Annotated in this window: 22 protein-coding genes; 6 read left to right on the forward strand and 16 right to left on the reverse strand. The window is 50.2% G+C overall.

Annotation, left to right across the window (positions count from 1 at the left end; translation table 11 throughout):
- Positions 1–162: 162 nt before the first annotated feature.
- From araH to B9P82_RS24720, 4 genes are all read right to left on the reverse strand, one after another.
- Positions 163–1,149: an L-arabinose ABC transporter permease AraH gene (gene araH, locus B9P82_RS24700; RefSeq protein ID WP_016153448.1), complete on the reverse strand. Its 987-nt coding sequence runs from the start codon at positions 1,147–1,149 to the stop codon at positions 163–165.
- Positions 1,150–1,163: 14 nt separating this feature from the next.
- A complete protein-coding gene (araG, locus tag B9P82_RS24705) occupies positions 1,164–2,678 on the reverse strand; it encodes an arabinose ABC transporter ATP-binding protein AraG (protein ID WP_016156817.1) in 1,515 nt (504 codons plus the stop codon).
- Positions 2,679–2,793: 115 nt separating this feature from the next.
- Positions 2,794–3,783 carry an arabinose ABC transporter substrate-binding protein gene (locus tag B9P82_RS24710; RefSeq protein WP_003034602.1) on the reverse strand — a complete coding sequence of 330 codons (990 nt, stop codon included), beginning with the start codon at positions 3,781–3,783 and terminating at the stop codon, positions 2,794–2,796.
- Positions 3,784–4,098: 315 nt separating this feature from the next.
- The gene (locus B9P82_RS24720; protein WP_019077051.1) at positions 4,099–4,656 is read right to left on the reverse strand and encodes a DJ-1/PfpI family protein; all 558 of its coding nucleotides are present in this window, start codon (positions 4,654–4,656) and stop codon (positions 4,099–4,101) included.
- Positions 4,657–5,209: 553 nt separating this feature from the next.
- Here B9P82_RS24720 and B9P82_RS24725 point away from each other — a divergent pair.
- Positions 5,210–5,713, forward strand: coding sequence for a non-heme ferritin-like protein (locus B9P82_RS24725; protein WP_016153451.1), 504 nt, complete (start codon positions 5,210–5,212; stop codon positions 5,711–5,713).
- A gap of 138 nt (positions 5,714–5,851) precedes the next feature.
- On the opposite strand, the gene B9P82_RS24730 is transcribed toward B9P82_RS24725, so the two are convergent.
- On the reverse strand, positions 5,852–6,103 hold the full coding sequence (locus tag B9P82_RS24730) for a DUF2766 family protein (protein ID WP_016153452.1): 252 nt from the start codon (positions 6,101–6,103) through the stop codon (positions 5,852–5,854).
- A 128-nt stretch (positions 6,104–6,231) separates the two neighbouring features.
- Between B9P82_RS24730 and B9P82_RS24735 the strand changes: the two genes are divergently transcribed.
- A complete protein-coding gene (locus B9P82_RS24735; protein ID WP_049269077.1) occupies positions 6,232–7,653 on the forward strand; it encodes an MFS transporter in 1,422 nt (473 codons plus the stop codon).
- A gap of 33 nt (positions 7,654–7,686) precedes the next feature.
- Here B9P82_RS24735 and B9P82_RS24740 read toward each other — a convergent pair whose 3' ends face one another.
- On the reverse strand, positions 7,687–8,325 hold the full coding sequence (locus tag B9P82_RS24740) for an RpiB/LacA/LacB family sugar-phosphate isomerase (protein ID WP_016153454.1): 639 nt from the start codon (positions 8,323–8,325) through the stop codon (positions 7,687–7,689).
- A 269-nt stretch (positions 8,326–8,594) separates the two neighbouring features.
- Here B9P82_RS24740 and B9P82_RS24745 point away from each other — a divergent pair, with 269 nt between their 5' ends.
- Both B9P82_RS24745 and ftnA read left to right on the forward strand, forming a co-directional pair.
- A complete protein-coding gene (locus B9P82_RS24745; RefSeq protein ID WP_016153455.1) occupies positions 8,595–8,930 on the forward strand; it encodes a YecR-like family lipoprotein in 336 nt (111 codons plus the stop codon).
- A gap of 194 nt (positions 8,931–9,124) precedes the next feature.
- Positions 9,125–9,622, forward strand: a complete 498-nt coding sequence (gene ftnA, locus B9P82_RS24750; protein WP_016153456.1) for a non-heme ferritin — start codon at positions 9,125–9,127, stop codon at positions 9,620–9,622.
- A gap of 45 nt (positions 9,623–9,667) precedes the next feature.
- On the opposite strand, the gene B9P82_RS24755 is transcribed toward ftnA, so the two are convergent.
- Positions 9,668–9,907 carry a YecH family metal-binding protein gene (locus B9P82_RS24755; RefSeq protein WP_016153457.1) on the reverse strand — a complete coding sequence of 80 codons (240 nt, stop codon included), beginning with the start codon at positions 9,905–9,907 and terminating at the stop codon, positions 9,668–9,670.
- A 225-nt stretch (positions 9,908–10,132) separates the two neighbouring features.
- Here B9P82_RS24755 and tyrP point away from each other — a divergent pair, with 225 nt between their 5' ends.
- Entirely contained in the window at positions 10,133–11,344 is a 1,212-nt protein-coding gene (gene tyrP, locus B9P82_RS24760) for a tyrosine transporter TyrP (protein ID WP_016153458.1), read from the forward strand.
- Positions 11,345–11,372: 28 nt separating this feature from the next.
- Here the strand turns inward: tyrP and B9P82_RS24765 are convergent, their stop codons facing one another.
- The 5 genes from B9P82_RS24765 to B9P82_RS24785 form a co-directional block, all read right to left on the reverse strand.
- The gene (locus B9P82_RS24765; protein ID WP_019077057.1) at positions 11,373–12,038 is read right to left on the reverse strand and encodes a YecA/YgfB family protein; all 666 of its coding nucleotides are present in this window, start codon (positions 12,036–12,038) and stop codon (positions 11,373–11,375) included.
- A gap of 209 nt (positions 12,039–12,247) precedes the next feature.
- Positions 12,248–12,529 (reverse strand): heavy-metal-associated domain-containing protein, encoded by a 282-nt coding sequence (locus tag B9P82_RS24770; RefSeq protein WP_016153460.1) that lies wholly within the window; start codon positions 12,527–12,529, stop codon positions 12,248–12,250.
- Positions 12,526–12,882: a mercuric transporter MerT family protein gene (locus tag B9P82_RS24775; RefSeq protein ID WP_047416569.1), complete on the reverse strand. Its 357-nt coding sequence runs from the start codon at positions 12,880–12,882 to the stop codon at positions 12,526–12,528. The genes B9P82_RS24770 and B9P82_RS24775 overlap by 4 nt, the downstream gene beginning before the upstream one ends.
- Positions 12,860–14,002: a transglutaminase-like domain-containing protein gene (locus tag B9P82_RS24780; protein ID WP_029139580.1), complete on the reverse strand. Its 1,143-nt coding sequence runs from the start codon at positions 14,000–14,002 to the stop codon at positions 12,860–12,862. Before B9P82_RS24780 ends, B9P82_RS24775 begins: the two co-directional genes overlap by 23 nt.
- Positions 14,003–14,208: 206 nt before the next feature.
- Positions 14,209–14,679, reverse strand: coding sequence for an SRPBCC family protein (locus B9P82_RS24785; RefSeq protein WP_075849189.1), 471 nt, complete (start codon positions 14,677–14,679; stop codon positions 14,209–14,211).
- Positions 14,680–15,075: 396 nt separating this feature from the next.
- Here B9P82_RS24785 and B9P82_RS24795 point away from each other — a divergent pair, with 396 nt between their 5' ends.
- Positions 15,076–15,417, forward strand: a complete 342-nt coding sequence (locus tag B9P82_RS24795; protein WP_101701143.1) for a hypothetical protein — start codon at positions 15,076–15,078, stop codon at positions 15,415–15,417.
- Positions 15,418–15,749: 332 nt separating this feature from the next.
- On the opposite strand, the gene B9P82_RS24800 is transcribed toward B9P82_RS24795, so the two are convergent.
- The 4 genes from B9P82_RS24800 to B9P82_RS24815 form a co-directional block, all read right to left on the reverse strand.
- Complete coding sequence (locus B9P82_RS24800; protein WP_016156828.1) at positions 15,750–16,331, reverse strand: YrbL family protein; 582 nt, start codon at positions 16,329–16,331, stop codon at positions 15,750–15,752.
- 281 nt (positions 16,332–16,612) lie between these two features.
- Positions 16,613–17,038 carry a glutaredoxin-dependent arsenate reductase gene (arsC, locus tag B9P82_RS24805; RefSeq protein ID WP_019077061.1) on the reverse strand — a complete coding sequence of 142 codons (426 nt, stop codon included), beginning with the start codon at positions 17,036–17,038 and terminating at the stop codon, positions 16,613–16,615.
- 12 nt (positions 17,039–17,050) lie between these two features.
- Positions 17,051–18,340 (reverse strand): arsenic transporter, encoded by a 1,290-nt coding sequence (locus B9P82_RS24810; RefSeq protein ID WP_016156830.1) that lies wholly within the window; start codon positions 18,338–18,340, stop codon positions 17,051–17,053.
- 44 nt (positions 18,341–18,384) lie between these two features.
- Positions 18,385–18,705: a transcriptional regulator gene (locus B9P82_RS24815; protein WP_016153468.1), complete on the reverse strand. Its 321-nt coding sequence runs from the start codon at positions 18,703–18,705 to the stop codon at positions 18,385–18,387.
- Positions 18,706–18,717: the final 12 nt, after the last annotated feature.

The following is an 18,717-nucleotide window of genomic DNA, read 5'->3' on the forward strand; positions in this document are numbered from 1 at the left end:
TCATCATGGTCTGTACGCCGCGCGGATCGCGCCGTATATATGATGTATGACGGATATAAGTATAGACAGTGTGACCATGCTCGCCATTTGGAAAAACAATCGCCAGCCGGGTAGCGGCTGGCGATGAGCTAAAGCTAGACTAAAAAGTTGGGGTTAAAATCATCAAACAGTACGCTTCGCTTTTTGCTTGTAACGGTCGAAGATCACCGCCGCCAGCAGGATCAGACCACGTACGACATACTGTGCGAACGGAGAGATGTTCAGCAGGTTCATTGCATTCTCAACCGTTCCCAGAATCAACACCCCGGCTACCACATATGAGATTTTTCCGATGCCGCCTTTAAGCGAAACGCCCCCTAACACGCACGCGGAAATCACGATCAGCTCATAGCCGATTGAGGTCATTGGCTGGCCGCTGGTCATACGAGATGCGAGGATAATCCCGGCGATGGCGGATACCAGCCCGGACAGAATAAAGATAATAATTTTGGTACGAACGACCGGAACCCCAGCCAGACGTGCCGCCTCTTCATTCCCCCCAATGGCCAGCGTGTTACGACCAAACGTGGTTTTATTGAGCAGTAAGCCAAAAACGATGAAACAGACGACCGTGATCCAGATAGGTGCCGGCAGACCAAACCAGTTGGCGTAGCCGAGAGTGAAGAAGCGCTCGTCTTCAATCCCTACCGCCTTACCGTCGGAAATAATGTAGGCCAGACCACGCACAATCTGCATCGTCGCAAGGGTCGTGATCAGGGCGTTAATTTTCAGCCGCGCAATCACGAACCCATTCACCAGACCACATAGAATACCGAGCAGTAGCCCGGCAGCCACGCCAATCCACAGGCTTTCGGTCATATTAATGACCACGGCTGTAGTAACCCCGGCGCAGGCAATCACGGAGGCAACGGACAGGTCGAAGTCACCGGATGCCAGGCAAAACAGCATCCCACACGCGACCATACCCGACATCGATACCGCCAGCCCCAGCCCCTTCATGTTGATGAAAGTGGCAAAGTTAGGCACAAAGAGGGAACAAACCAGGAACAGCGCGGCGAACACGACCAGCATCCCGTATTGATCCCAAATACGACCAAGATTTAGCGCCGACTTTGCAGCACCTGAACCCGATGTTGAAACGGAAGACATCATTCTCTCCTTATTCAGGCTACAGCCTGGCTAACTTTTGGCATAGCAAGGCTTAACGCCTGGCGCTCATCCGCCTGTTCATGAAGTAACTCACCGGCAATTTCGCCTTCTCTCATCACCACGATACGGTCGGCGACACCGAGCACTTCTGGCAGATCGCTGGAAGCAAACAGCACGGCCACGCCGCGCGCCGCGAGGGCATAAATCACGTTATAAATTTCATGCTTGGCGCCCACATCAATACCGCGTGTAGGTTCGTCCAGCAAAATCACTTTCATCTCTTCCGATAACCAACGGCCGAGAATAGCCTTCTGTTGATTACCGCCGGAGAGGTTCATAATCAGTTGCTCCGCGCCCGGCGTTTTAATATTGAGTGAGCGAATATGGTGATCGGCATTGGTCTCTTCCCAGCCGTTATTGATCACGCATCCGCCCAGAACATGTTTACGACGGGCACTGATGTTGATGTTGTTACGTACCGAATGGACCGGAATGATCCCTTCAGCCTTGCGATCTTCCGGGCACAGCATCATCCCCGCTTCAATGGCGTGGCTCGGTTTACGGATATCAATAGGCTGTTCATCGATAAACACCTGGCCTGCCGTGATACGCGTGCCGCCAAACAGACCTTTCATTAATTCGCTACGTCCGGCGCCCACCAGTCCAAACAATCCAACAATTTCACCACTGCGCACTGATAAACTGATCGGGGTACGCACGCCTGGGGCTTTAACGTCATGCAAACGCAGGCGCTCTGCACCATAAGGTCTGGATTTCCAGCCATAAATATCACCGAGGTCGCGCCCGACCATCGCCTGTACCAGCGCGTCGTGATCGACCTGCTGCATATCCGTGAACGTTTTGACGTAATGACCATCTTTAAACACGGTGATGGCATCGCTAAGGGCAAAGATCTCCTCCATACGGTGCGAAACGTACAGGATGATGCGCCCTTCGTTGCGTAGCTCACGGATGACGCGAAACAGATTCTCAATCTCGCGCGCTGAAAGGGAGCTGGTGGGTTCATCAAACGCGATAATTTTGGCGTTGCGCGCCAGCGCTTTCGCAATCTCCACCATCTGCCATTGCCCAATGGAGAGGTATTTCAACGGCGTATCGGGATCGATATCCATGCCCAGATGCTTAAGCTGAAGCCCCGCTTCATAGTTCAGCAGCGAGCGGTTCACAATCCCGCCTTTGTGCGGCATCTGCCCTAAATAAATATTCTCGGCAACGGTCATTTCCGGGACGAGATGCAGCTCCTGGTAAATAATGGCAACACCGGCGTTCAGCGCGGCATTGGTGTCCGCAAACGAAACCTCTTGTCCGCGGATCGCCAAAGATCCCGTCGTTGGCGCATAGTTGCCGCTGAGAATTTTTAATAGTGTTGATTTCCCGGCGCCATTTTCGCCCATCAGCGCATGCACCTGACCGGCATAGCAGTCGAAACTGATATCCGTGAGCGCTTTAACGCCGGGGAACGTTTTGCCAATGCCGCGAAATGAGAGATACGGGGTAGACTGTTGCATAACGTCTCCGTGAGTCAGATCTTTATGCCGGATAGCGGCTTTGCCTTATCCGGCCTACTGAGTACGCAATTCGTAGGCCGGATAAGACGCGTTGGCGTCGCATCCGGCATTTGTGTTATTTACCGCCTAAGCCTTTCTTCGCCAGTTCTTCTTTAAAGTTATCGCGGGTAATCAGCACCACATCCGTCACTTCCGTAAACGCCGGTGGCTCTGCACCTTTCGTTACCCAGTTGTAGAGCATCTCACTTGATTTGTAGCCGTGAACGTCCGGGCTTGGCAGGAGTGAACCGTAGAACCCGGTCGCTTCGCCTTTGGAAAGTTCGCTCACGGCATCAACGCCGTTGATGCCGATACCAATCACATTCGGCGCTTTGAAGCCCTGCCCTTCGGTCGCACGTACGCCGCCCAGCACGGTGTTGTCGTTCATGCCAACAATCAGCCAGTGTTTGACTTCAGGGTGCTGAACCAGCATGGAGTTAGCGGCATCGAATGCCCCGGGGATGTCATTCGATTTAGTGGGGACCTGGTAGATCTGTTTTTCCGGGAAGCCTGCGGCTTTAAGCGCTTCCATTGAACCCGATGTACGGCGACGCGCGGTATCGAGTTCATTCGCGGTAATGGCCATTACGGCTGTGGATTTCACATCCCAACCGCGCTTTTGCATCTCCTTATACAGCTCCTGGCCCTGGCGCTCACCAATTTTGGTTGCAGCCATCATCACCAGCGGCACGGTATCCATCGGCTTACCTTTGGCGTTAGCAAACTGGTCGTCGACGGCAATGACTTTCATATCGTAGCCACGCGCCTTGGCCATAATGGCAGGCCCGAGTTTGGGGTCCGGCGTACAAATCACAAAACCTTTTGCGCCACTTGCAGCCAGGCTGTCGATGGCGTTAAGGGTCTTCTCACCATCCGGGACGGCAATTTTAATCACCTCAAAGCCGAGGTCTTTACCGGCTTTATCGGCAAATTTCCATTCAGTCTGGAACCACGGTTCTTCCGGTTGTTTGACCAGGAAACCGAGCTTCATGGATTCAGCGATAGCGGATTGTGACATAATGGCAGCCAGACCGATGGCAGCCAGCGCTTTAGTGAATTTGTGCATGGTTAACTCCAGCTTTAACGTTCTTTTATGTAGGGTAAAATCAGACGATTTTTTGTAATTCGGACGTAAAACAAGGCATTACCTTTTAGTGATAAGATCAATGCCAGTGCTGAGAGTAGTTTTAGCGGGAAATTGATTCTCCATAAGAGAGCGGCATCACACCACAGAATTACAGTAATTGCGTACATAAATTCAGCGGGAAATGACATAAAAAAACGCGGTTTTGTCGACGGGAAAAAAGAGGGATAGCAGATTAATCCATAACATCAGCCAACGAATCCTTGTTCCCGAATACCGAAGCATTCGGGAACATGATTACCATCGGTAATAAATGTGGTCAGCGTGATCGCGAACCGGAATGTCATCTCCCAGCAGGCGCGCCGCAAGCGTCAACGCAAAATCGAAAATATGCCCTAACCCTTTGCCGCTGATCAGATTGCCATCTTCAACAACCGGCGCATCGATATATTCCCCGTCCGTGACGTTTTGCCACAGATCTCCTGAGCAAACATAGCGACGCCCCTTCAGCAGACCGTTGCCGCCCAACACGCGCGCGGCCGCAGAACATACCGGGCAAATGAGCTTTCCTGCCTGATCATGACGAGATACAAACTGGATGACCGCCTCACTGGCGGCAAGATTAACGCTGCCCTGCGGCCCGCCTGGCAATACGACGGCATCGTAGAGATACGTCTGGCGCGCGGCCAACGTGCTATCCATCACCATCGGTACGTCATGATAACTCACCACCGCACGTGACTCTGCGCAGGCCAGGGTTTCGACTTCGATATTCAGGCGACGCAGAATATCCAGGGTAACAATCGCCTCCGCCTCTTCAAAACCGGGTGCCAGCAGCACCGCAACCTTCTTCATATGTAACTCCTTGCTTAATCCACATAAACGAAACAATTAATGACGACCAGTGCAGACTGTTAAATTTCTCAATTTGATTAAAACTGATCTGGCGCAAAAAATTAGCCATCAGATAATTTGTACTAATCCATCCCGATCGTGAAATTGCCTTTCAACTTGGGCAGATAATCATCAGATGCCAGACAATACCTTATTGTGGAATTTAATTTTGTGATATGAAATACCATTTCATTATCGTGAAAATCATTTAATGACATAAATTTCAACCCCTTACATTCATGTCATCTATATGCCAAAAAAGCAGAAGCATGAATACTGTTATGACAATATGTAAAAAAACATAAATACGCAGATTTAAGGATTTTCTTATACCAGAGCAAGCGTTATGCTGAATCTCGATCGGAGCGAATATAATTCGTGATCACTAAAGGACCGGCGGAACGGATTTATTCTGCTAACAGTTTTAATTGTACGTAGAGGTGAAGTGCAGCGGCAGCCCGCTGTACTGGCGTGAGTAACGTACATCCCCCTTTCTGGAAATAAGGATATTGATATGGCTGCAGTTGGAATTGTTCATAAACTCAATACACAAATGAACCTCGAGTTCTACGCCTCGAATCTTTACCTGCATCTCAGCGAATGGTGCTACGAGCATAGCCTGACAGGTACAGCCACGTTTCTACGCACGCAGGCGCAAGGTAACGTGACTCAAATGATGCGTATGTTCAATTTTATGAAAAGTGCCGGGGCTAATCCCATCGTCAAGGCCATGGATGTGCCGGGTGATGAACTGAGTTCCCTTGAAGAATTGTTTCAGAAAACGTTGGATGAATATCAGCAGCGTTCGAGTAAGCTCTCGCGTTTAACCAATGAAGCTGAAGCATTAAACGATGCGCCAACCATTGATTTTCTTCACGATCTGGAAAAAGAGCAGCAGCAGGATGGCGTGCTGTTACAGACGATTCTTGATGAAGTCCGCAGCGCCAAACGCGCGGGGCTGTGCATGGCGCAAACCGATAAGCACTTGCTCAACGTCGTTAACTACCAGCATCACTAATCTTCAGTTTTCATCGCGTTAATGCCGGATAGCGATGCTGCGCACCTTATCCGGTCAACCTCTGATTTTCCCTGGCACGCGCCTCCCATTCTGCGAGGCGCAAAAAAACCTTTCTAAAACCTGAAACAACGGTTTATTTTAGTGGGATTCATTCTGCGGCGTGAATTTCAACTCGATCAAGGCAACCGCTTTTTGTATTGCGCGCATAGTGACCGGATCGGCCCCTGCAGGATGGCTGGAAAAATCGATGTTTTTCAGTTGGCTGGACATTTTTTCCCGAACTTCTACCGGGGCAATAACATCAAGAACATCCAGAATTTGCTTGATAACCAGCTGACAGGCAACAACGTCCGAGAGCAGTTCCTGATCGGCATTCAATGTTTGGGACATAGTGAGCTCCTTATAGAAAGGTCGTCATAGTACCTATTCAGCGATCGAAACGATAGCCGCGCACACATTACAAATGCGCTGAAAATAAAAAAGGTCCAGTCAGTTTCTTTTGAGATGGCAAGCACAACATGAGTGAACAGTTAGCGGTTGAGAACCAACGCGGTCTTTCCCCGGCAGCATTACTTGTTGCCGGGGCTTTCTTTATGGAATTTATTGACGGCACGGTGATTGCCACAGCCCTACCCGACATGGCCAAAAGCTTTGGCGTACAGGCGGTAGACCTGAACATTGGTATCAGCGCCTACTTGATCACCCTCGCGGTGCTTATCCCCGCCAGCGGCTGGATTGCGGATCGCTTCGGCGCCCGAAAAGTGTTTACCCTGGCGCTGGCGATTTTTACTCTCGCTTCGGTTTTATGCGGTTTGTCCGAAAGCCTTGAGAGCTTTGTAGCAATGCGAATTTTACAGGGTGTGGGTGGCGCGCTAATGGTTCCTGTTGGCCGTCTCGCGGTACTGCGCACCACGCCTAAACATCAGTTGATCACCGCCATAGCGACCCTGACCTGGCCCGCGTTAGTCGCGCCTATCATCGGACCACCGCTTGGAGGATTCATTACCAGCTATGCTAACTGGCGTTGGATCTTCTTTATTAACGTACCGCTGGGAATTTTGGCGATCGCGCTGGCGCTACGTTTCATCCCGGATATTCATGACGACGAGCACCGTCCATTTGATATAGCGGGTTTTATCGCGACCTCAGTTGCGATGGTTAGCCTGGTGTATGCCATGGAGTTACTGGGAACCCAGCAGCCGCAGGGCTGGCTAACCGCCGGGCTGCTGGCGCTAGGAACCGTGACCTTTCTGTTTGCCCTGCATCATTTTCGTCACACTACCTGGCCGATGATTCGTCTTGATGCCATGAGCGTCCCTACTTTTCGCGTCACCCTGTACGGCGGGTCACTATTTCGTGCCTCTATTAGCGCTGTACCATTTCTGCTGCCGTTAATGTTCCAGGTCGGTTTTGGCATGAACGCTTTTCACGCGGGTTCGCTGGTTCTGGCGGTGTTTGTGGGCAATCTGACGATAAAACCTGCCACCACGCCGTTGATACGCTGGCTGGGCTTTAAGAAACTGCTGTTAATCAACGGTGCGCTAAACGTCCTGGCGCTGTTGGCCTGTGCATTAATTACGCCGCAGACCCCGGTGTGGGTTATTTTGTTGGTGTTGTATCTGGGCGGCGTGTTCCGCTCAATTCAGTTTACCGGCATCAGCACGCTTGCCTTTGCGGACGTCCCCGGACCACAAATGAGCTACGCCAATACGCTGTTTAGTACGGCAACACAATTAGCGGTAGGCTTGGGCATTTCGTTGGCCGCTATCGGGATCCGTATCGGTGATGAGGTGAGTGAATGGCTGGCATTAGGCAATATTCCGGGGATCAGTTTCCGGCTGGCCTTTGTCGCTATTGCGATTATTTGTCTGGTAGGTATGGTTGATACGCTGCGGCTTGCCCATGATGCTGGAAGCGCGGTATCTAGCAAGAACAAATAGCCCGGCAAGCGAACACCGCCGGGCCAACAGGATTTAGCCAACTATCTCGCGTACAAACGCTTCGATCGCTTTGTCCTGGCAGTTTTCAAAGAAGCACTGCTGGAAGCGCGGACCAGATACGGCGGTTTTTACCAGTTCAGGATCGATAGCGCGCAGAGTGTCCAGATAGTTTTCTTTTACCACCGCCGCTTTCACCTGGTTCAAGATCCCCGCGTTACGCACCTGCGGCTCTTTACGCTCTGGTGGATACCCTTCGCCGTTACGACCAGTGAATGCTTTTTCAAACATATAGCGCACATTCAGCTCAGCACCCCAGCCAAAACCTTTGGCGAATGCCAGAGAAAGCGCATTCCCGTTGTTGATCTGAGAGAACAAGAATGCGTCTGCCGGATCGAGACAGTAACCGCACACCACGCCCGGATGTATATTCAGTGACATCATTGCCCCCTGACCCGTACCGCAACCCGTAACCACAAAATCCACGGCTTTGGAATTGAGCAGGATGCTGGCCATAATCCCTAAATGGATGTAGGTCAGATGATGGTCATTTTCGTCGCTCATCCCGACGTTATACACCGGAAAACCTTTCTCATCCGCAACGGCTTTAAGCTCGTTATGAATGATGGCATTTTTGCTTGCCTGGCTGTTTTCCATCATCAATGCAATTTTCATTCTGTAATCTCCTGAATGCGCTGCGGAGGCCCGCTGAAAGTCATAACATTCAGGCCACATTACTATTTTGCAAACTCACTTTCAAATTTAATGAAATTTTGTTTTATAAAATAATGAGGTGCTCACATTTTTTTCTGAGACAGCTCAGAATAGCCTCAATAAAATGACGTCGTTGCGATTAATCGCAGGTGATCTTCGGGCTATTCAAGCCATTGATGCGCCACCACATATGCCATGATAGCCTATCTCCGAACTTTCAGAGCGATCACATGAAGACCTTTATCCTTGCCCTTTTGCCGCTCGTGCTGACAGGATGCACTATTACTAAACAGGCGCAGGTCAGCGAAGCCAGTGCCATCACCGGCGTCGTTCGCCTGACCTACAACCAGGCCATGCTACAAACGGCGCGTACCGATGATTACGTGACCCAAGGCACAGCCACCAAAGAGTGTCAGCGCCTGGGTTATGCCAACGCCATGGCGTTTGGTCAGCCGGTATCAACCTGTAGCGTATATGCCGGTTCTCTGTGTTTAAATACCAAAATCACGCTCGCCTGGCAGTGTCACGGCGTTGCGGTATCCCAATCGCCTGCCTTCAATTATTAATATTTTCGACCAGCACATTATTGCTGGTCTTCTGCCTTTTCATTATTTATATTCTCCGCTTAATAGCGTTAATGCGTTTTATTCCCATTCGCATTTTTAATAAATAAATTTATTATTTTACCTTTTGCAAATAATTAAATAACAAATTATAGTGACGCCACGCTAATATATAATAACGTTTGTGGAGCACAACCATGCTGAAAACAGAAATGATCGACCAACTGAATGAGCAAATGAACCTTGAATTATATTCATCTCTGCTCTACCAACAGATGAGCGCGTGGTGCAGCTATCACAGCTTTGAAGGTGCCGCCGCGTTCCTGCGCCGTCACGCCCAGGAAGAGATGACGCATATGCAGCGTCTGTTTGACTACCTGACCGATACCGGCAGCTTGCCGTGTATTAACACCGTTCCTTCCCCCTTTGCTGAATATGCGTCTCTGGACGAACTGTTCCGTGTTACTTACGAACACGAGCAGTTGATCACCCAGAAAATTAATGAGCTGGCACACGCGGCAATGACCCACCAGGATTATCCGACGTTTAATTTCCTGCAATGGTATGTTGCCGAGCAGCATGAAGAAGAAAAATTATTTAAATCTGTCATTGATAAGTTATCGCTGGCAGGGAAAAGTGGCGAAGGTCTTTATTTCATCGATAAAGAACTGGCTACGCTTGATACACAGAATTAATGTTGTGGGGTAATGAAGGCAACCCGCCATCATTACCCGCTAAAATCAGTGACGGCAGATCTTGCTTTCGTGCGTAGAGAAGCCGTCTTCTTTTGCAATAAACTTTCCCTTCGCCGCTAAAAACGCCACCAGCTCAGCTGCCGACATATCCGCCGCAGAACAGGTGTGAAAACGAGCCTGCTCGCCAAACCGTGCCGTTATCGCCGCTTCAAGGCTGGCATTTGAATACTGCTCGCCAGATTCAATCATCATGTTGAGCACTTCGTGACCGTGAATAGATTCCATACTACCTCCTCAATAAAGTCCGTAGCCTAATGTGAACGGCACGGCCTTGCTTTGCGCTAACGCAGGTTTACCCGCAGATAAATATCATTTGTGATACATCTTAACGCGCCAAACATCGTAAAGATTAATGTACATTCATTGTAACGATGATTTGACGAAAATAGCGTTTTGCCTTAACCTGCGCCGCAGATATAACCGTTGATTATCTCTGGGACAGAGGAAAGCGTGAAAAACAGAACCCTGGGTAGTATTTTTATCGTGGCGGGAACCACGATTGGTGCCGGTATGTTGGCAATGCCGCTGGCCGCGGCAGGCGTGGGGTTTAGCGTCACGCTGGTATTGTTAGTGAGTCTTTGGGCGCTAATGTGCTACACCGCGCTGTTGCTGCTTGAAGTGTATCAACACGTACCGGCAGACACCGGGTTGGGTACGCTGGCAAAACGTTATCTTGGTCGTTACGGACAATGGGTAACGGGCTTTAGCATGATGTTTTTAATGTACGCGCTGACGGCGGCGTATATCAGTGGCGCTGGTGAGTTGCTGGCTTCCAGCATCAGCGACTGGACCGGGACAACGCTCTCCCCGACAACAGGCGTACTGCTGTTCACCTTTGTTGCCGGTGGCGTGGTTTGCGTTGGCACATCTTTGGTCGATCTGTTCAACCGTCTGTTGTTCAGTGCCAAGATAATCTTCCTGGTGGTGATGCTGGCCCTGTTAATGCCGCATATCCATAAAGTAAACCTGCTTACGTTACCGCTTCAGCAGGGGCTGGCACTGTCTGCAATCCCGGTTATCTTCACTTCGTTCGGTTTTCACGGCAGCGTCCCCAGTATCGTCAGCTATATGAACGGTAACATCCGTAAACTGCGTTGGGTGTTTATCACCGGTAGCGCCATTCCGCTAGTCGCCTATATCTTCTGGCAACTGGCCACGCTTGGCAGTATTAACTCCTCAACGTTCATGGGGCTGTTAGCCAACCACGCTGGTTTAAACGGTTTATTACAAGCATTACGTGAAGTCGTGGCTTCGCCGCACGTCGAACTGGCGGTGCATCTGTTTGCCGACCTTGCGCTGGCAACCTCTTTCCTCGGCGTCGCATTGGGATTATTTGACTACCTGGCCGACCTCTTCCAGCGCCGCAATACCGTAGCAGGAAGAATGCAAACCGGCGTGGTGACCTTCCTGCCGCCGCTGGCATTCGCGCTGTTCTATCCGCGTGGTTTCGTCATGGCCCTGGGGTATGCGGGCGTTGCCCTGGCGGTGCTGGCGCTGCTCATTCCCTCGATGCTGGCATGGCAGAGCAGAAAACAGAATCCACAGGCTAACTACCGCGTGGCAGGGGGTGCTCCGGCGCTGGCGCTGGTATTTTTGTGCGGCATTGTGGTGATAGCCGTACAGTTTTCTATTGCAGCAGGATTACTACCGGAAGTGGGTTAAAACAAAAGGGGCTTAACGCCCCTTTTTCTTAATGCAAACAGCACTGCTTATATTTTTTGCCGCTACCGCACGGACAAGGGTCATTGCGCCCTACCTTGGCATCCACTTTGACCGGTACTTTAACGGGCGTTTCCTGAGGATGCGCCATCCAGTAAGCATGCAGATCCAGCGCTGCCAGGCGGATGGCATCCACGCTCTCTTCGAACGCTTCTGGCGTCATTTTCTCAACGACCGCAAAGTTTTCTTCCGTACCGTGCAGCGCAATAGCCTCGAGCGCTGGTTTTAACGAGTCTGGTAACGCGGACCAGTCCGACAGCGCGACGCCGCGCATATAACCAAAACACCACTCTTCAACGATGGTCAGTTCATGCTCGTCAATTTCACGCAAACCAAACAGCGGCTCAAACTGCTCAGGATATTCATCCAGGCGATCGGCCGTATCCGCCATATGTTGAAACGCCAGGTTCATGAAACGCGTCATTTCTTTTTCGGAGGACCAGCGAGGAACATACTGCGCGCCGCCCCAAATAGCGACCAGCCACTGCTCCGGTTCAATTTCATACGGTGAACTCAGTACCGCCGTCAGTAAACCATCCAGTTCTGACACATCCAGAATAGCCTTATCCGTATTGTACTTAGTCAGTACATCATCCAGCCATTCCAGTTCGCTCTCGTTTAATGGTCCCGTTTTCATAACGCTTTTCCTTAGTCAAAAAATCTTGCCTGTGATCATCCTACATGGCTGGAGGGATAACAGATATAAATGGGCATATGCGGCTTACAGCAGCCGCCTGTTCAGGTTAACAGGAAAAGAGGGGAATTCCGGTAGTTAACGCACAAAAGAGAACACTAAGCCGCCGGGCATCATACCGGGAAAACACAATAAAACCACCCGCAGGTGGTTTACTGTTGTTCAATACGGTTGAGCGTTGCGGTATAGCCCGTTTTCGCTACTGCGTTAAGTAGAGTATCGGTTGGGAAACCTTCTGGCACGATGGCTTCTGCCTGCCTGGTTTTGAGAGAGGATTTTGCTTTAATCACACCGTCGGTTTCACGTAGCGCCTGATTGACCGAAATAACGCATAACGAGCAGGTCATATTTTGTATATCCAGCACCACTTTTTGATTGGCCGCCTGAGCCCACAGCGGCAACAGCAAGCATGCAACTAACGCGAAGATCTTCATTCAAATACCTCATAAAACCAGGCAACAAGCGTTGGGTAAAATAGCACCGGCAAAATCAATGCCAGCGCGCACCAGTAGAGAACGCGCGCTTGCTTCAGAGTTAACCACCCGGAGCACCACAACCGTTTGGAAAAATAGAGCCGCCAGAAGACACGCAGTAATAATCCCAGGGACAGCAGTACCAGAGGAGTTCGCAAAAACTCAAACCGGGTGAAAACGGCGAAGCTCGCCGCCGAAATACCAAACAGCAGGTAAAGTAGCGGTCCAACACAGCATAAGCCAGCGGTGACGGCGGCCGCAGCAGCCGTCAACAGGGTAATCCCCGCACCTTTAGCGTTGTTCTGTGGCGACATAGCTGTAGGAGAACGCTTTAGGATCATAAAAATTGATCGGGTCGCCATCGACTTCAGCGTAAGGATAACCAAAGTTATTCATGGCCCCCTGCTCCGTTGCCGGATACAACTCGAAATCACGTCCGTAGTTGAATCCAACCCAGTTCATTTCCCAGTTACCAAACAGGTAAGCGTTAACCGCCTGGACATCGGCATCCTGATGCGTTTTTTTCTCTGCCAGACGCATTTTGGTCACGTCAGCAGGATCGCACGGTAACCAACCGTAACCTGCCAGATAGAACTCAGCACGGCAGTGTTGACCGCCGCTCACATTGGCAACGCCTGCACTGTCGGCTGTGCCAAAAGCACTTTTCGAGTAACGTTCGAGCTTATTGGCCTTGCCCAGACGGATGCCAAACAGTTCGCGCGCCGGAATACCGCTGGCTCGCGCCAGAGCAACAAAAACGGAGCTCATGTCGGTGCATTTTCCTTTGAGCTTACCGCTTTTTAATATCTCCGCCACATCCCCCGTGCCGCAGCCAATAACGTCGTTGTCACGCTCCATATGGCTGCTGACCCATTCGTAAATCAGGCGCGCTTTTTTCAGCGGATCCTGCTCATTACCGGTGATTTTACGCGCGGTTTCCAGGACCAGTCCATCAACTGGGGTATGTGCCGTCGGCAACAGATACGGTTTTACATCCAGCGGATAAATAATCTGCTCAGGTGCCTGCCAGTTTTTCAGCGCGTCCTGCTTCAGCGGTTCCCAGTCGGCGGTTTCAATGTCGATATCAACGTTAACCAACAATTCACCCTGCGAGTCAGCCCAAGTGGCAAACAGCGTTTTCGCGCCGTAGGTATTATTGGTGGTGACGTACGCCTGCTTATAGTTTCCGCTAAAGGCAAGCGCTGTCATTTGTTGAAACGCGGTATCCACCGGTAGCGGGATCCACAGTTTCACCACGCCGCTCGATCCCTTAGGAGGATTAAGTTTATACGTTTGAGATAAGACAAAGCGTCGACGAGCTATTGGCGCAACGGATGGCTCCGCGGCACGTACCGTCTGGCTAATGACTGCAGGGCCGACTAATCCGGCGGCGGAAAGGAGAACGCTATTTTTGAGAAACTGACGACGTTGCATTGCTGTCTGTCCAGGTTGTAAGAGTTGAGCTACGGCTAAAGGGGAAACCGTACGCGATCATCACAGCAGACAGAGGCTGGCATAAAAAGGCGAGTCGATGGAGATTATTCATCAATAACAGACCTGTTAACTGTGAATGAAGTGAGAAACTGCAAGGTCGCTATTAAGCCATTTACAGGCAAAAAAGTACAGCAGCGGAGATACGTTCAGACTATATACACAGTCGTTGCCAGTTTGCGGGCTAACCCTCTTGCCCCTTCGCGCATGACCGTATTGTGATTCCAGCGAAATACAGGTGCTGCCAGCGGGGCGAGATAATTCATCCAGCGGATCGTGGTACGCACATTCCAGTCATATCTGACAATAGTCGCTGTACCATTGGCAGTAAAAGACCATACCCCTCGCCCTTCCACCGCGCCACTGGCTTGTCCTTCAAGCAATGTGCAAGGCCGTATTTTCAACACATTGATATCAAAGGTTAAGCGATAAGGAAGCGCCCCTTTCCAGGTATAACGATGCAACGCCCCAATACCCCGTAAATCCCCTTTCCTTATCTCAACGATGCGTTCCAGACTTCCCCACCATTCAGGCCAGCTATCCGGATGGGAAAAAACATCCCATACCTCCTGAATTGAAGCCTCAACCCGCCAGACTGTGGAAAACTGATAGTCAGTCATAGTGCAGGCTCCCTCAAGGCGTGAAAAAATTGACGGGGAAACGGGTGTTGATAACCATAGCATCCAGAAGAACAGTTTCTAATCGCTGCCCATCTGGCGCATAGCTGATCACTTTGGCAGGGAGTCCGTGATTATTATCCAGCCAGATGTCGTAGCGGTGAACGCAACTCACGGAGAAAATGAGCCGCGCATAACCGCCCCCTGTATCGGTACTATCTGCAAACTGGAGTCATCAGCTGTCGACTGTTTTTATTATAGTTCTTAATTGCGCGGCACTCCTCTCCCGGCCCCTCAGACTCCGTACAGGCAACAGGCTTAAATTGTTTATTTTCTATTCAGATGAGATGAAGGTATAAGACTATACTTTAATAGCCATACTTTTAATGGGTATTAATCATGAAACTGCCACCGGTATTTTCATGCGCCGTCCTCGTATTGCTGCTGGCGTCATCGTCTGCCGCAGCCAGCGCGTTACAAAACCAGGCCGCAAGAGAGCAAGAGTTAAGCGCGGCACTTCTTGCAGGAAATGGCGTCATCATCATTGGCGGGACGGATGATTTCGCTTTCACATTCAGGGCACGTAACCGAATCCACAGACATTTGGCGATTCAGGATGGCATAGGCGATCCCATCATGATGAATGGTTTTCAGGACCACAACTATAATCCCGCCCGGGATGGCTTTATCAACAACCCAGCCCGGGGAAGGTTTATGTTTAATGCACCGATTCATCGATAGAATGATTGGCAATGGGGGTGTGTAGCGGGCGGCTTAACGTATCTGGCTGGCTTACTTGACGCAAAATACCTATGGTTCGTCAAAAGCCGGCACAAAAAAACCACCCGTAGGTGGTTTCGCGACACTGCTTATTGCTTTGATTGTTCTATTCTTTCCCATTGTACCGGTGTGGGATTTGCCCCCACACAGCACGAACGCCGAGCAGTTCAGGATATTTTTCAAGAAGTTAATATGTAACTTACTTCTGCGTAAACACCTTTGTTAATCAGGTATGCGGGATCGGAAGTCCGGCAACAGAAAACTGGTGATTCGATTATTTTTAACCTGCGTGGTTAAGCTTGTTGCAGACCGTTCAAATCGTTAAGCATCCGCTTGAGACATTTGATTTTATTCTTATCGCGAACTGATTGCGAAAGCTTACTGAGTTGAAAAAACGTTTTGTCACCAAAACCGTCAATGACTTTGAAGCGATAATCCTGACGCTCGCTATCCCAGGCATAAACAATGTTTTTACAATGCAAGGAGTTAATAATGACTTTGGTGCTGACAAACCATGCTAAAAAAGCATTCAGCTTCTGCAATTTGCTGTCATCGAGTTCTTTTTTGAGAGCAAGCTGATAAAGAGTTTGAGCAAGGTTGCCATGCTCATCGCACTCCTTCACAGTGATCTGCCCTAGACCTTTATTTGTTTCAACAAGACCTTCGATCTTTTGCATATAAAGAGAGTCTGTTTGATGACCAGGCTTGCATTCTTTGAGGTCCCGGAAGACTTCCCGTAACTTGCTTTTATAGTTCGCAATATCTGAAATAACGATTTTGATCAGCAGGTTACTATCCTGTGGATGCTGAAAGACGTAACGATCGTTACCTCGTGCAAGTAAGTCTTCATCTGTCAATACAAGCTCTTGTTTCATGATAGTTTTTGACTCTTACCCTAAGGGAAATGAAATTGCCTCAACTGACCTGCATCGGTAAGTTCTGCTAATCAAAAACTATTATGTATATATTTATTTCAATAATTGATAAACGAAATGCATTCGGAGTGAGACAAATGTCTCTTCTGGCAAGTGGGCAGGCTAATGAACCTGTTTTGATCCCCCGCAAATACGCTTCTCCAGTCGTGAACGAGGGTTATCAGCAAAGAGCAGGCACCGGTATGAAGTCAACAGGCACCCGATAATATTAAGCGGAAAGATTACTTAACCCGTTTCCCCGTTTCGTCAATGACCTTTTCGCCATCCTCTTTGGTAAAAGAGCCTTTCTGACCTTCAGGTAAAATATCCAGCACAATTTCTGAGGGACGACAAAGACGCGTGCCAAGCGGCGTCACTACAATCGGCCGATTAATCAGGATCGGATGCTGAATCATAAAATCGATCAACTGCTCATCAGAAAACTTATCTTCATCAAGACCAAGCTGCTCATAAGGTTCAACGTTCTTCCGCAGCAATGCGCGTACTGAAATGCCCATATCTGAAATCAGTTTGGTCAGTTCATCACGAGTCGGGGGCGTATCGAGATAATAAATAATAGTTGGTTCGTTACCGCTGTTACGGATCATCTCCAGCGTGTTACGTGAGGTGCCACAGGCCGGGTTGTGATAGATGGTAATGTTGCTCATATCAATATCTCATTACAAAGTGACAGAGAGCCGCCACGCCAGCGCGGCCAGAGTGACGAATAGCACGGGCAGAGTCATGATAATGCCGGTGCGGAAGTAATATCCCCAGGTGATGGTCATATTTTTCTGTGCCAACACATGAAGCCACAGCAGAGTTGCCAGACTGCCTATCGGGGTGATTTTAGGCCCTAAATCGCAGCCAATCACATTGGCATAAATCATCGCCTCTTTGACGACGCCGGTCGCAGCACTCCCGTCAATGGACAATGCACCAATCAGCACCGTCGGCATATTGTTCATCACAGACGACAGGAAGGCAGTCAGGAAGCCGGTACCGAACGTGGCAGCCCATAAACCTTTGTCTGCCAGCATATTGAGTACAGCAGAAAGATACTCGGTGAGTCCTGCATTACGCAGGCCGTAGACGACCATATACATACCCAGCGAGAAAATCACGATCTGCCAGGGCGCCCCGCGCAGCACTTTCCCGGTATTAATGGCGTGGCCACGCTTGGCTACCACGAACAGCACCGCAGCCCCAACTGCTGCTATCGCGCTTACTGGGATCCCCAGCGGCTCCAGAACAAAGAAACCGACCAGCAGGAACAGCAGAACAATCCAGCCCGCCCTGAACGTCGCCGGATCTTTAATCGCACTGGCAGGCATCTTGAGCAGTGAAACGTCATAACTGGCCGGGATGTCGCGGCGGAAGAAGAGATGGAGCATGACCAGCGTGGCAGCAATGGCCGCCAGGTTCACAGGAACCATCACGGAGGCATACTGTGTAAAGCCCAGGCCGAAGAAATCCGCCGAGACAATATTGACCAGGTTAGAGACAATCAGCGGCAGGCTGGCTGTATCTGCGATAAATCCTGCAGCCATGACAAAGGCCAGCGTCGTCGCCTGGCTGAACCCCAGGGCGAGTAGCATCGCAATCACAATCGGCGTCAGTATCAGTGCTGCACCGTCGTTAGCAAACAGCGCAGCAACAGCAGCGCCAAGCAGTATTATCCAGGTAAACAGCAGGCGACCACGCCCGTTACCCCAGCGGGAGACATGCAGCGCGGCCCATTCAAAGAAACCGGACTCATCGAGCAGCAGGCTGATGATAATCACCGCGATGAATGCCGCTGTTGCGTTCCAGACGATATTCCAGACTACGGGAATATCATCAATGTGGATGACCCCTGTCCCCAGTGCCAGTAAGGCTCCGATACTTGCGCTCCAGCCAATGCTGAGACCTCTGGGCTGCCAGATGACCAGGACCAGCGTCAGTATAAAAATACTCCCTGCCAAAAGCATTTTAGATTCCTTTATATATGATTATGTGTATGTGAAAAATTCTCTCAACAGGATGTGCAGGCTGATTTTTTCAGCCATTCACCCACATCTTTCCTCAGACACTGCCAGGACGTCGTGATCGTCTCAGCGGCCCACGCAGGCATGTGGGGAGACAGACGGTAGTGAATCCATTTGCCTTCCCGGCGGTCAAGCACCAGTTCCGCTTCTCGCAGAATAGCCATGTGGCGAGAAATTTTAGGCTGTGATTCAGAGGTCGCCGCGCATATATCGCACACGCACAGTTCGCCGGATTCCCGGAGAAGCATAACAATGGCGAGACGGGTTTCATCCGACAGGATTTTAAAAAGCTGAACAGGCTGTAGCATTTTTTACTCCGT

The organism is Citrobacter sp. L55, assembly GCF_002850715.1.
GTDB lineage: Bacteria > Pseudomonadota > Gammaproteobacteria > Enterobacterales > Enterobacteriaceae > Citrobacter > Citrobacter braakii.